At 39.8% G+C, this 14,640-nt stretch carries 10 protein-coding genes; 7 read left to right on the forward strand and 3 right to left on the reverse strand.

The genetic code is table 11. The features are described 5' to 3' along the window. The 5 genes from ACSZOX_RS21240 to ACSZOX_RS21260 all read left to right on the forward strand — a co-directional run. Positions 1-287: hypothetical protein (locus ACSZOX_RS21240; RefSeq protein ID WP_437922224.1), on the forward strand; the 287-nt coding region annotated here is incomplete at its 5' end. Positions 288-303: 16 nt separating this feature from the next. Beyond that, on the forward strand, positions 304-1,362 hold the full coding sequence (locus ACSZOX_RS21245) for an efflux RND transporter periplasmic adaptor subunit (protein ID WP_437922225.1): 1,059 nt from the start codon (positions 304-306) through the stop codon (positions 1,360-1,362). Continuing rightward, positions 1,359-4,436, forward strand: a complete 3,078-nt coding sequence (locus tag ACSZOX_RS21250; RefSeq protein WP_437922226.1) for an efflux RND transporter permease subunit — start codon at positions 1,359-1,361, stop codon at positions 4,434-4,436. Before ACSZOX_RS21245 ends, ACSZOX_RS21250 begins: the two co-directional genes overlap by 4 nt. 3 nt (positions 4,437-4,439) lie before the next feature. After that, positions 4,440-5,744, forward strand: coding sequence for a TolC family protein (locus tag ACSZOX_RS21255; RefSeq protein WP_437922227.1), 1,305 nt, complete (start codon positions 4,440-4,442; stop codon positions 5,742-5,744). A 127-nt stretch (positions 5,745-5,871) separates the two neighbouring features. Then, the gene (locus ACSZOX_RS21260) at positions 5,872-6,948 is read left to right on the forward strand and encodes a formylglycine-generating enzyme family protein (protein ID WP_437922228.1); all 1,077 of its coding nucleotides are present in this window, start codon (positions 5,872-5,874) and stop codon (positions 6,946-6,948) included. A 66-nt stretch (positions 6,949-7,014) separates the two neighbouring features. On the opposite strand, the gene carB is transcribed toward ACSZOX_RS21260, so the two are convergent. Then, positions 7,015-9,834: a carbamoyl-phosphate synthase large subunit gene (carB, locus tag ACSZOX_RS21265; protein ID WP_437922229.1), complete on the reverse strand. Its 2,820-nt coding sequence runs from the start codon at positions 9,832-9,834 to the stop codon at positions 7,015-7,017. Between the two features lie 280 nt (positions 9,835-10,114). Between carB and ACSZOX_RS21270 the strand changes: the two genes are divergently transcribed. After that, complete coding sequence (locus ACSZOX_RS21270; RefSeq protein WP_437922230.1) at positions 10,115-10,621, forward strand: hypothetical protein; 507 nt, start codon at positions 10,115-10,117, stop codon at positions 10,619-10,621. A gap of 62 nt (positions 10,622-10,683) precedes the next feature. On the opposite strand, the gene ACSZOX_RS21275 is transcribed toward ACSZOX_RS21270, so the two are convergent. Further along, positions 10,684-12,933: a glycoside hydrolase family 20 protein gene (locus ACSZOX_RS21275; RefSeq protein WP_437922231.1), complete on the reverse strand. Its 2,250-nt coding sequence runs from the start codon at positions 12,931-12,933 to the stop codon at positions 10,684-10,686. A 148-nt stretch (positions 12,934-13,081) separates the two neighbouring features. Here ACSZOX_RS21275 and lipA point away from each other — a divergent pair, with 148 nt between their 5' ends. Continuing rightward, a complete protein-coding gene (lipA, locus tag ACSZOX_RS21280) occupies positions 13,082-13,963 on the forward strand; it encodes a lipoyl synthase (RefSeq protein ID WP_437922232.1) in 882 nt (293 codons plus the stop codon). Between the two features lie 183 nt (positions 13,964-14,146). Here the strand turns inward: lipA and ACSZOX_RS21285 are convergent, their stop codons facing one another. Next, complete coding sequence (locus ACSZOX_RS21285; protein WP_437922233.1) at positions 14,147-14,557, reverse strand: BrxA/BrxB family bacilliredoxin; 411 nt, start codon at positions 14,555-14,557, stop codon at positions 14,147-14,149. Positions 14,558-14,640: the final 83 nt, after the last annotated feature.

Raw genomic sequence — 14,640 nt, forward strand, 5'->3', positions numbered from 1 at the left:
GTAACAGGTGGGAGAGTAGGTCGGTGCCTAATTTTATACAGGCCCCTTCAGTGATAACTGGAGGGGCCTTTTTTTATCTACACAGATTCCACCACAACGCTGCCGAACAAGATCCTAAATTTCCTCCCTGTAGCTCTATATTCGTAATTACGATTTCATTTATACGAGGTTGGGTCTTTGCGGACTCTATAGGATTGAACCTATCCTATTATTTTATATTAATATTTTTACAAGTCGATTTGCCTAAATTCCGCTATCTTGCCTTGAAAAACATAAGGCTTCTATAGGAAGTTAAGGCAGATCATGAATAAAAAAGTTGGAATAGTTTTAATTAGTCTCTTCATCCTAGTTGGAGCTTTGGTCGGATATCGATTGATGATTAACAGCAAAAAGGCTGAAGGGGCAGCCGGTGCTGTATCACAACGGGAATTAAAGGTATATGGTAAAGTGGTAATAGGAAAGCCTTTCTCCGATTTTTTGTCGTTGACGGGATCTATTGAACCTGACGAAATGATTAGTCTTCGTTCTGAAATCTCAGGAATAGCAGAAGAGCTGAATTTTTCTGAAGGGGCGCGGGTTTCTAATGGACAGGTACTTATCAAAATCAATGATGCTGAATTGCGTGCGCAGTTAGGGGAGGCAAAGACTCGAAATGCATTGGCGATGGAAAATGAGCGTCGCGCGAAGCTACTATTGGAGAAAGAGGCGATAAGCCAAGAAGAGTATGATATTGCAAGTGCTGATTTTCGTACGACCCAATCCCAGATCCAGTTAATTGAAGCTCAGTTAAGAAAGACATTAATTAGAGCTCCTTTTTCGGGTACGGTAGGGTTGAGAAGTATTTCGAGAGGTAGTTATATCACTCCGACGACTGACATTGCCCAATTAGTGAATACCAGTCGTATAAAAGTGCAATTCTCCATTCCTGAAAAATATGCTAATAAAGTAAAAGTTGGTAATAGTGTGAAATTTTCGGTTCAAGAGCTGACAGAAGAGTTTTCAGCTAAGGTATATGCGATTGAGCCTACTGTAGAAGCAACGACAAGAACGTTACGGGTTAGAGCTCTTGCTGATAATCCTAACGGAAGTTTGATTCCGGGAACATTTGCCAATGTGGTTTTCCCACTTGAGACCATCGATAAAGGATTATTGGTCCCTACCGAGGCGCTAATCCCTGTTCAAAATGGAAAGAAAATATTTATTCAGAAAAATGGACTTGCTCGGGAAATATTAGTGGAGACCAGAGGTCGTACAGCTTCGGAAGTCTTGGTCTCAAAAGGAATTAACGAGGGAGATACGGTATTGACTTCTGGTGTGATGTCGCTACGTGATGGCAGTCCGGTTCATGTTCAGGTATTATGAGTTTATCTACACTTAGTATAAAACGCCCTGTACTGGCTATTGTAATGAATTTGCTGTTGATTCTTTTTGGAATCATTGGTTATACATTCTTGGGGGTTAGGGAATTTCCATCCATTGACCCAGCTCAGATTTCTGTTCGTACGAGTTATGCGGGAGCTAATGCGGATATTATTGAATCTCAAATCACCGAGCCTCTCGAGAAATCGATTAATTCGATCGACGGTATCCGTAATATTTCTTCCTCAAGTAATCAGGGAACGAGTAATATCACGATAGAGTTTAACTTGGATAAAAATTTGGAGGAGGCTGCTAATGATGTTCGGGACAAAGTTTCGCAAGCATTGCGGAGTTTACCACAGGATATAGACGCTGCGCCGGTAGTTTCTAAGGCAGATGCAGATTCGGAACCCATCATTACCATGACGGTACAAAGTTCCACTAAAAATGTACTGGAACTGTCGGATTATGCTGAGAATGTTATCGCACAACGTTTGCAGACAATTCCTGGCGTGAGCTCTGTTCAGATTTGGGGACAGAGAAAATACGCAATGCGATTATGGATAGATCCTGTCCGCTTGGCGTCCTATGGTTTGACAGTTTTGGACGTTCGTACAGCCTTGAATAATCAGAATGTAGAGTTACCTTCTGGAATCCTCACAGGAGCAAATACGGAATTGGCGGTAAAGACAATTGGAAATTTAGCTTCCGAGGAAGAGTTTAACAATATTATTGTGAAGTCGGATGGCAATAAGATCATTCGAATGGGGGATATTGGCAAGGCGGCATTGGAAGCAGAGAATTTTGAGACTAAAATGTCTGATTCAGGATTTCCTATGGTTGCGATGGCTGTTATACCACAGCCAGGAACCAATTATTTGGATATTGCTAAGCAATTTTATGAAGAATATGATAGGTTGCAAAATGATCTTCCGCCAGGATTTGAACTGAATATTGCTATAGATAATACGCAGTTTGTTAAACGAGCGGTGTTGGAAGTGGTCGAGACACTGGCCATAGCTATTGTGCTCGTCGTATTCATTATTTATATCTTTTTTAGAAATTGGGCGATCGCTTTTAGACCATTAATTGACATCCCCGTATCCTTGATTGCCACATTTTTTATTATGTACTTATGTGGCTTCTCTGTGAACGTGTTGACACTTTTGGCCATTGTTCTTGCAACGGGTTTGGTTGTGGATGATGGTATTGTAGTGACTGAGAATATTTTTAAGAAAGTAGAACAGGGAATGTCTCCTATTGAAGCTGCGATCAAAGGATCTAACGAGATATTCTTTGCTGTTATATCCATCTCGATCACATTAGCAGCGGTGTTCTTACCTGTAATTTTCCTAGAGGGCTTTGTAGGCCGTCTTTTCCGGGAGTTTGGTGTCGTGATCGGAGCAGCGGTTCTTATTTCTGCTTTTGTATCCTTATCATTAACGCCGATGTTAAATGCCTACTTGATGAAAGGGGGGGGACAAAAGCATTCTAAGTTCTATGAGAAAACGGAGCGGTATTTCGAAATGATGAATAAAGAATATGAAGGCTCTCTGCGTGGTTTTTTGAGCATGAAATGGTTAGCATTTCTAGTCATTGGAGCTTGTTTCGTACTCATTTATTTCTTTTATACCGTTCTACCGAAAGAGACTGCTCCTTATGATGATAGGAGTTACATTAGTTTAAGAGCTACAGCACCCGAGGGGGTTTCTTACGATTACATGGATCGTTTTATGACTGAACTCACACAATTGATTAATGATTCGGTACCAGAGAAAAAAGTTAGTTTGGTGATTACTTCTCCGGGCTTTGGATCTGCTTCTGCCAACAGTGGTATTGTCCGCTTAGGATTGATCCCCCCGGATCAAAGAGACCGTACGCAGGAACAAATCACAAATGATCTTTCTAAATTGACTAAACAATATTCTGAAGCACGAGTCGCTGTATCTCAACAACCTACGATTTCTGTCAATAGGAGAGGAGGGCTTCCCATCCAATATATTATTCAGGCACCGAATTTTCAAAAATTGGAAGAGAAAATACCTCTTTTTATGGATGAGTTAGCGAAGGACCAAACTTTTTCTACCGCCGATGTTAACCTGAAATTTAATAAACCTGAAATCTATGTTTATATAGATCGTGCAAAAGCACAATCTTTAGGGGTATCCGTTCTCGATGTTGCGCAAACCCTACAAATGTCGCTGTCAGGACAAAGGTTTGGATATTTTATGATGAACGGCAAGCAATATCAAGTTATGGGACAATTCGATAGGAAGGATCGTGCTACACCAATGGATCTTGCTTCTATTTTCGTGAAGAATCAAAGCGGACAACTTATCCAGTTGGATAATATCGTTGAATTGGAAGAGCGGAGCAGTCCTCCGCAACTTTACCATAATAATCGATATATGTCTGCGACTATCTCTGCCGGCTTAGCTCCAGGGCGAAGCATGGGCGAAGGTATTGCACGTATGGATGCAATTAAGGACAAGGTTTTGGATGCGAGTTTTACAACAGATTTGGGAGGGGAGGCGAGAGATTTTGTTGAAAGCGGTTCCAATACAACATTTGCATTTGGATTGGCAGTGTTACTTATTTTCTTAATATTAGCTGCTCAATTTGAAAGTTTTATGGATCCTGTTATTATATTGCTCACTGTGCCTATGGCTGTGGGAGGGGCTTTATTTTCGTTATGGCTTTTCGGGCAGACTTGGAATATATTTAGTCAGATTGGGACGATTATGTTGATAGGCTTGGTAACTAAAAATGGTATATTGATTGTAGAATTTGCAAATCAATTGCGCGATCAAGGAATGGCGAAATACGAGGCTGTAGTGATGGCTTCGGAAGCGCGGTTGCGACCGATATTGATGACCTCATTGGCAATAGCGTTAGGGGCATTACCAATCGCGCTATCATTAGGAGCTGCATCGACAAGCCGTATTGGTATGGGGGTGGTGATTGTGGGAGGCACGCTATTCTCTCTGATTTTAACACTATATGTTATTCCTGCTTTCTATTTGATGATGTCAAAATCGAGAAAGAGAAGGCCCGAATTCGATAATATTGAGGAATAAGTAATGAAAAGTTTAGTAGCGCTAAGTTGTTTTTTTCTGTCGCTGTGCGGTGATGTCCTGGCTCAGGAAATTTTGACAGCCAAAGAAGCGGTGGAAATCGCACTTCAAAATAATTATGATATCCGTTTATCCAAAAATAATCAACTGGTTGCAAAGGAAAATAATACCTATGGCAATGCTGGAATGTTGCCGACTGTATCCGCTGATCTTTCGCAAAGTAATAGTGTACAAAATTCGAATCAAGTACAGAATACCGGTGATGAGCGTTCGTTGGCAAACGCTAAGAATAATAATCTGAGTTATGGGCTTAGTCTGGGATGGACGATCTTTGATGGATTGGGGATGTTTGCTCGACTGGAGAAATTGCAAGAACTGGAAAAGCAAGGTAATCTAGAGGTTAAGCGTATGATTTTGACAACCGTTGGAGATGTGATAACGGTATACTACACACTTGTTGAACAGCAGAATATGTTATCGGCTCTGGATTCTAGTATTCATATTTCTAATGCGAGACTTCGGACAGCTCAAAATAGATTTTCTATTGGTAAAGCCGCAAAATTGGAGGTTCTCAATGTACAGGTGAATTTAAATGAGGATGTTTCAGCTCGTCTTCGCCAAGCCGAAACGGTGAAAAATCTGAAAACATCACTTAATAGTCTTCTTGCCCGAGATCTTGATGTTGATTTTCAGGTAGATACTGTTGTTACAATTGATGCTGCGCTCGTATATAATGACTTACAAGAAAAAGCAAATCAATTTAATCCAGACCTGCAGCTTATCCTGCTGAATAAGCGGTTAGCTGAACTGGATCTTAAAAATGTAAAGGCTTCTCGGTACCCAGTCGTACGCTTGAATACAGGGTATAATTTCTCTAGGTCGGAATCCAGTTTGGGGTTTGTGGCTCGTTCTAATTCACGGGGTTTGAATTATGGTATCACGGCATCAATGAATGTATTTGATGGATTTAATCAGCGGAGAAATGAGCGTGTAGCGAAGATTCAGATAGAGAATGCAGGACTTCAGATAGAACAACAACGTCTATTAGTGCATACAAACCTAAAAACGGCGTATGAAACTTATCTTACGAATCTCGAATTGGTAAAGCTAGAGGAGAAGAATGAGGATATCGCAAGGCAGAATTTGAATATTACTTTAGCGAAGTATACCATTGGATCAATCAGTGCAGTAGAGTTCCGTGACGCACAGGAAAATTTTATTGATGCACTCGCTCGCTTTAATGCGGCACAGTTACAGGCTAAATTATCGGAAATACAATTGAAAGAATTGATTGGACAAGTAGATTTCTAAAAAAATAACGGTATTGATACGAAATTTAGAGAGATCTATAGTCAGAAGAATACCTGTATAAAAAAAAGACCACTAAAATAGTAGTCTTTTTTTTGTAAACTGAGAAACTAAAAGTTATATTAGCCTTATGTTTATAACAAGATGGATTTCATTTAGTTCATTGGCATTTATTGCCTGCCAGTCATCGAATAGTCAGGAGAATAAAACCACGTTTGTCTCCGATAGTGTTGCTGTATGTCATGTTGGTAATATTCCATCCAGATTTGTTGCAATTCAATCCGCAGAATTAGTTTATCAAGAAGGAAGCGATAAAGCGAATATGGTGCTTATTGAAGGGGGAGGGTTTCAAATGGGATCAGCCAATTTTCCCGACGCTCAGCCTATTCATCGCGTGGAAGTTAACTCGTTTTATATGGACGAACATGAAGTAACAAATGCACAGTTCGCTTCATTTGTCGATGCTACCGGATATGTTACCGTGGCAGAACAACCTTTAAATCCTGCTGAATTTCCTGGAGTAGATCCTGAGCTTTTGGTGCCAGGATCAGCTGTGTTTTCTCCCCCTGAAGGGGCCGTTAATTTGAGTAATCACCTACAGTGGTGGACCTATGTCCCTGGAGCAAGTTGGAAACATCCCCGAGGACCAAAAAGTACAATAAAAGGAAAGGAAAACCATCCGGTTACACAGTTGGCTTATCAAGATGCCGCAGCTTATGCGAAATGGGTAGGCAAGAGATTGCCGACAGAAGCTGAATGGGAGTATGCGGCAAAAGCAGGTCGACATACGAATGAAACATACTATTGGGGAAATGATAAGAAAGAAGAAGGAAAATGGTTAGCCAATATCTTTCAAGGGGATTTTCCGGTTCTTAATACTAAAGAAGATGGTTTTGAAGACACTGCTCCAGTAAAATCTTTTCCAGCGAATGCTTGGGGACTCTATGATATGGAAGGAAATGTGTGGGAATGGTGCGCCGATTTTTATAGACCAGATGCCTATAGTCATACAGCGTTGAAAAACCCGAAAGGACCAGTAGATTCTTATGACCCACAAGAACCCGGATCCGTGAAGAGGGTACAAAGAGGTGGTTCATTTTTATGTAATGATCAGTATTGCGAACGGTATAAAGCTGGAAGTAGAGGAAAGGGAGAAGAAAATAGTCCAACTAATAATGTTGGTTTTCGCTGTGTTAAAGATATCTAATACACGAGTTATAAAAAAAATGCCCGCTTATGCGGGCATTTTTTTTATAACTCGTGTATAGTCTCCTTATTGTGCATTTAAGAACATAGACTTTTGACTGTAAAGTTCGCGGAAGAAAGGATCTTGAAGATCTTTTATAAAGCGAATAGCCTCACCTGTAGATTTCATTTCAGGGCCTAACGTTTTATCAACTTCAGGGAACTTAGAAAAAGAGAATACAGGTTCTTTTATGGCATAGCCATTGAGTTTACGTTCTATTTTGAAGTCTGCTAATTTATTAACTCCAAGCATCACTTTCGTCGCGATATTGATGTAAGGAACATCGTAAGCTTTAGCAATGAAAGGTACGGTACGGGATGCGCGCGGGTTTGCTTCAATGACGTAAACATTTTCACCTTTTATAGCAAATTGGATGTTTAACAAACCGATAACATTCAGTGCTTTAGCAAGCTTAATAGAGTATTCTTCCATTTTTTGCTGAACGTTCTCTGATAGGCCAAATGGAGGAAGTACCGCCGAAGAATCTCCAGAGTGTATTCCCGCTGGTTCAATATGCTCCATCATACCAATGATATGTACATTTTCGCCATCCGAAATTGAATCAGATTCTGCTTCTTCTGCACGATCTAAGAAATGGTCAATTAAGATCTGGTTGCCTGGTAGGTTTTTCAACAGATTGACAACGGCTTTTTCTAGATCTTCATCGTTAATTACGATACTCATACCTTGTCCTCCTAAAACATAAGATGGGCGAACAAGTACCGGATATCCTACTTCGTTTGCTACTTTTAAAGCTTCTTCGGCCGATGTAGCTACACCATACTTTGGATAAGGAATAGCAAGGTCTTTTAGTAAATCAGAGAAGCGACCGCGATCTTCCGCCAAATCCATATTGGAGAATGAAGTTCCGATGATTTTCACACCCAAGGATTCAAGGCGTTCAGCCATTTTCAATGCTGTTTGTCCACCAAGTTGAACAATAACACCTTCAGGCTTCTCAAGTTCGATAATTTCACGTACATGTTCCCAAAATACAGGTTCGAAATAAAGCTTATCGGCCATATTAAAGTCTGTTGAAACGGTCTCCGGATTACAGTTAATCATGATTGCTTCATAACCTGACTCTTTCGCTGCAATCAAACCATGCACACACGAATAGTCAAACTCGATCCCTTGTCCAATTCTGTTTGGACCAGATCCCAATACCACAATTTTCTTTTTGTCCGATACGACAGATTCATTCTCATCCTCGAATGTAGAATAATAGTATGGTGTTTGCGCTGGAAACTCTGCAGCACAAGTATCAACCATTTTATAAACACGGTTTATACCAAGTTCTTTACGACGTGCATATACATCGTCTTCTGATACTGTACCTAATAGCCAAGAAATTTGTGCATCTGAATAACCTTTTTGTTTTAACGTTAGGAAGAAATCGCGCGGAATATTATTAAGTTGATATCTACGCAACTCAGTTTCTAACTGAACAAGTTCTTGGATTTGTACTAAGAACCATTTATCAATGCGTGTTGCTTTTCTTATAGATTCTAATGGAACGCCTAATTCAAATGCATCTTTGATATGAAATAGACGATCGCCACTTGGGTGTTCCAAGCTATCCATTATTTCTTCTAGACTACGTAATTGACGTCCATCGGCACCTAATCCCCAACGGTTGGTCTCAAGTGATTGACATGCTTTTTGTAAAGCTTCAATAAATGTACGACCGATGGCCATAACTTCACCAACGGCTTTCATCTGCAACCCAAGCTCCTTATTTGCTCCTTTGAATTTATCAAAGTTGAAGCGTGGGATTTTTACAATTACATAATCTAATGTTGGCTCGAAATAGGCCGATGTTGTTTTTGTGATTTGATTTTGTAATTCATCCAAATTGTATCCGATAGCTAATTTGGCTGCAATTTTGGCGATAGGATATCCTGTCGCTTTAGAAGCCAAAGCTGATGATCTTGATACACGAGGGTTAATTTCGATCGCAATGATATCTTCATTTTCAGGATTCACAGAAAACTGAACATTACATCCTCCCGCAAAATTTCCTATTGAACGCATCATCCGAATTGCCTGATTACGCATTTCTTGGTAACACTTATCACTTAAAGTCATTCCAGGAGCAACAGTGATGGAGTCTCCTGTATGTATGCCCATTGGATCAAAATTTTCAATGGTACAAATAATGATAACGTTATCGTTGCTGTCGCGTAACAATTCTAACTCGAATTCTTTCCAGCCAAGTACAGCTTGCTCAACCAATACTTCGTGCGTAGGAGAAGCGTGCAAACCTCTATTTAACGCTGCGTCGAAGTCTTCCTTTCTATGTACGAACCCGCCACCAGTACCAGCTAAGGTATAAGAAGGACGAATAACAAGTGGAAATCCGATGAGTTGGGCAGCTTCTTTCCCTTCCAAGAATGAGTTTGCGATTTTTGATGGAGCCACACCTACACCAATGTCGATCATGAGCTGACGGAATTCTTCTCTATTCTCCGTTTTTTCAATGGCCGCTACATCGACACCAATGACTTTTACATCGTACTTTTCCCAAAGACCAAGGTTCGACGCTTCAATACAAAGATTCAAAGCGGTCTGTCCACCCATTGTTGGAAGTACGGCATCAATTTGCTGTTCTTGCAAGATTTTTTCGATACTCTCACAAGTAAGCGGCAACAAATAAACATGGTCTGCAATAACCTTGTCGGTCATAATCGTTGCAGGGTTCGAATTGATAATGGACACTTTGATCCCCTCTTCCTTAAGAGAAAGGGCTGCTTGAGATCCTGAATAATCAAATTCACAGGCTTGACCAATAACAATAGGTCCCGAACCAATGATTAAAACTGAGTTAATGGAGGCGTTTCTAGGCATTATTTTTCTTCTTCAAAAAATTAACTTTCAATTTGTTGTGCTTGACATAGCAACGAAACGTGCCTTTTGAGGGATAGTATTCCGACTGCTTTGTCGGAGTGCAAAGTTACATTATTTTTATTAAAGTTTATCTCTTTTTAAAAACTTTACGGCACGATTTATGTTTAAAAGTTTCTGCACAAGCTTTAGACCGCGAATTGATTCGTCTTTTTACGGCCTACTTGCGTATAATTAATACAATTACATTAAAAACTTTGTTATTCATTTCAATTAAAAATTTATGAAAAAATTGATGTTGGCTCTTGTAGCTTTATTTTTCACGGTTGGTGTTTTTGCTCAAGATTACAAAAACTCTGTTGGTATTCGTTTTGGTGGGGGATATTATGATTTAGTAGGTGCTTCTTTTAAGACTTTCATTTCTGCTCCTGGAGCTCTTGAATTTGATCTAGGAGTTAAGCCTAGCCAATCTTATGGCGGTTATAGCGATGGTGTTACCAATTTGTCAATCTCTGGTGCTTATCAACATCATTTTCCAATTGCAAACATCGAAGGATTCAAATGGTTTGTTGGTGGTGGTGCAATTATCGCGAATACATTTTCAGATTATGAAGATTGGAGTGGTGTTTCCGTTGGTATTTTCCCTACAGGTGGTGTAGACTACAAGTTGAAAAATGCTCCTTTTGCTTTTTCTGCTGATGTAAGGCCAACAGCCCATTTTGTTAAATCGTATGGTGGAATTAATGGTTTCCTATTTAATGGTGGTTTGACTGCGCGTTACGTATTCTAAAAAAGATAAAAAAAGCCGCTTACAATTTTTGTAAGCGGCTTTTTTTATTTCCGAAAATTGTGTTAGTAAATCACAATTTCGTCGGTAAATAGAAAACCTTTATGGGTGTTTGTCGCGACGACTTTAACATAACGCGCCATTTGTGGTTTTTCCAATTTGATTTCAAATGTCTTAAACTTTAAACTTGGATCTTTACCATCATCTAAGTTTGTTAACGTACCTACCTCTCGATAGTTTTTTCCGTTATCCGACAAATAGACTCGGAATTCTCCTGGAAAGAAGACTCCTGGTCCTGGCTGTTGTAGGAATTGCATAGAAACAGATTTTATTTCCTCACGACGTTCAAAGTCTACGTACGAATCGAAGTCACTGGTAAACCCTTGCCACTGCTCATCATGGTAGCTTAGTCCTCCTTTTATTCCATTCGTTAGCGTCAGTTCCTTTTGTGCTGCATACCCTTGCCAGTTATTATTGTAGAAAACTTTCTTTCCTATCGCTTTATGCAAATCCAATTGGATGCTTTCGATAGGACTTACGCGGGCCGAGTCTATAAAAGAGGCCGCTTTTATTCCTACCGACTTCGTAAATTCTATTGGATTGGTAAACGGTGTCGAACGGCTGGTCGGTTCCGAACCATCCGTCGTGTAGAATATAACGGGATGTAGTTGTTCTGAACTTAAGGCTACTGTATTCGTCATTCTATCCTTGTTGAAAAGGATTGTAGAGACAATATTGTACGACGGTCTATAATAGTTGATGTCGAACTGTTGTAATATTTTGTAGTGATGTTGAAGTCTTTCTTTAAAATCTATCCAATTCCTATTTTCTTGATTGGTCCAATTTACTTCAGAAAGAGCAAGTGCTCTTGGGAAAGCCATGTATTCTACATGTTGGTAATTGGGCATATATTCTGTCCAAAGATTTGCCTGAGCACCTAAAATATGCTTTGCTTTATCTTTTTCTATTTGAGCGGGGATAGGATTGTAAGAATATACTTTGTCAATCGTCAAATATCCACCTATAGCCTCAGGCTGAGTTCTGGGATCTGTTTGGTAACTATCAAAATATAAAAAATTACCTGGCGTCATGATGACATCATGCCCCATGTTTGCAGCCTTAATACCACCTTCTTCTCCTCGCCAACTCATCACGGTAGCACCTTTTGTTAGTCCACCTTCTAGGATTTCGTCCCACCCAATCAGTTTACGACCTTTCGATTGGAGATACTCGTCCATTTGCTGAATGGCGTAACTTTGTAATTCATCTTCATTTTTTAACCCTTTTTCTTGTATAAGCTTTTGACATTTAGGGCAGTTTTTCCAATGTTTTTTGTCTGCTTCATCACCTCCAATATGGATATAAGGAGAAGGGAAAATGGTTAACACTTCATCCAGTACATTTTTTAAAAAGGTGAAAGTCTCTTCGTTTCCGATACAAAACTCGCCTTGATCATAGGGTTTACCTGTACAAGAAAGCTGAGGGTACACTGCGAGTACCTCCTCCGAATGTCCTGGCATTTCTATTTCTGGTATAACCGTTATACCCTTGTTGGCTGCATAATTGACCAGCTCTTTTGCTTGCTCCTGCGTATAAAAGCCTCCACTCGCATTGGCACTTCCGCTAGTGATATATTGTTTTCCGTTATTTTGCCATTCTTTCCAGTTGCTGTGTGTGCGCCAAGCGGCCTTCTGTGTCAGCTCTGGATACTGTTTGATTTCTAACCGCCAACCTGTTCCATCTGTCAAATGCCAGTGAAAGTAGTTGAACTTATACAAGGCCATAACGTCTATATATTTCTTTAGAAAAGAGAAGGGCATGAAATGCCTCGATACATCTAAATGTAATCCGCGGTAAGCGAAACGTGGATTATCGTCTATTGTTAGTTGAGGTAAAACGCTTGGATTTTCTTGGAGCAAAGCCAATTGCAGTAATGTATAAATCCCTGATATCATCGCTTGGGGATCGTTTGCCTTAATTAAAATCCCTGCATCATCAATCTGTAATCTGTAAGCGCCTTGAGCAATCTTATCTGCAGATTCCGCAGGGAATAATCGAATCCCTTGCTGATGTTTTTTAGTTACTTTTTTTAAAATTTCTACTGCTGATGTCTGTAGAGTAGGATATTCTGACAACAACGAAGCGCTGCTGGCATACATTTCCGTTGTGTAAAGTCCGACATTTGTTGGAACTTTATAAGTCCCTTCTCCGAAAGTTACTTTATTCGGTTTTGGAATTAACGGCAATGATGTACTTTGGGCGATACCGAAAAAGGGGAGCAATACGCTCAGCAGAAATAACGAAAATTTACACATGTCTAGTCCCGAAATTAGTTTGATTGCACAAATATCCTAATTTATTTTTAATGCCGTTTGACAAACATTTGCCTACACAGTGGAATATGATATTTTAACTACAATTGACTTTTAGTTTTTTTAGCCAAATATTGTTTAACTTTGTAGTATGATTGAACTTCCTGTAATTCCAGTTACCGAAACTCAACGTAAACCGGATTGGTTGCGTGTTAAATTGCCAGTCGGTAAAGAATATCGCCATGTACGGAGTCTAGTCGATGAACACAAACTTCACACCATTTGTGAGAGTGGTAACTGTCCCAATATGGGGGAGTGTTGGGGTGCGGGTACGGCTACTTTTATGATATTAGGTAATATTTGCACGCGATCATGTTCATTTTGTGCTGTTGCTACAGGACGTCCTTTAGCCGTTGATCTTGATGAACCAAATCGTGTGGCTAATTCAGTAAAACTGATGCAGGTGAAACATTGTGTTATCACTTCTGTCGATCGCGATGACTTAAAGGATGGCGGTTCTATTATTTGGGCGGAAACAATCAATGCAATTCGGAGAGAAAGTCCAGAAACGACTTTAGAAACCTTAATTCCTGATTTCAAAGGGCAATGGGATAATCTTGATCGTATCCTCGCAGTACGTCCGGAAGTCGTGTCTCATAATTTGGAGACGGTACGCCGTTTGACAAGAGAAGTACGTATCCAAGCCAAATATGATAGATCGCTGGAATGCCTTCGTCGTATCTCTGAAGCAGGACTACGTACAAAGTCTGGAATTATGCTTGGTTTTGGAGAGACAGAAGAGGATGTAGTCGAGGCTATGCAAGATTTGTATAATGTGGGCGTTCATATTCTTACAGTTGGGCAGTATCTGCAGCCAACTAAAGCTCACCACCCCGTTGTAGAATGGATTACACCAGCTCAGTTTGAAAAATATAAACAGATTGGATTACAGATGGGCTTTAAATATGTGGAGTCCGGGCCCTTGGTTCGTTCTTCTTATCATGCCGAGAAGCACCTTTTTGATATGCAATAGAAAAGATACTAGTATGAAGCCTTGATTCGATCAAGGCTTTTTTTTGCTGATATTCTGGAGCAGAAATATAGACGTCAAATTACGTTGTTAATTTAAAATAAAGAGAGTTGATTAATGGGGCCTCAAAAGAAAAAAAGGCTTTTCTAGAATTGAAAAGCCTTTTTATATTCAAAAATCAAATTTCTAGCAATATTCGTCGAATGCTGCAATAAGATTGTCTGCAATCATTTGCGCTGGACGTCCTTCAATCATATGTCTTTCAATCATATGAACAAGTTTTCCATCTTTAAAAAGAGCCATTGCAGGTGATGATGGAGGATAAGGGAGCATATAGTCACGAGCCTTGTCAACGGCATCTTTTTCCATTCCGGCAAATACCGTAACTAATTTTGTCGGTTTTTTGCCATTTTCAACTGCGAAACGGGCAGCAGGACGCGCATTTGCAGCGGCACATCCACAAACAGAATTTACCACGACGAATACAGTGCCCTCAGATGGAATGGCAGAATCAACGTCATTTACTGTCTTTAGTTCTTGAAATCCCGCATCAATTAATTCTTGACGCATTGGAGCTACTAAATATTCTGGATACATGTTATCTATAATTAAATATCAAAAAATACTCTTCTATAACTGAAGTTAAATGAACTTCTCTACAAAGGTAAGGGATTGATCGT

The organism is Sphingobacterium sp. LRF_L2 (assembly GCF_965644235.1).
Classification (GTDB): domain Bacteria; phylum Bacteroidota; class Bacteroidia; order Sphingobacteriales; family Sphingobacteriaceae; genus Sphingobacterium.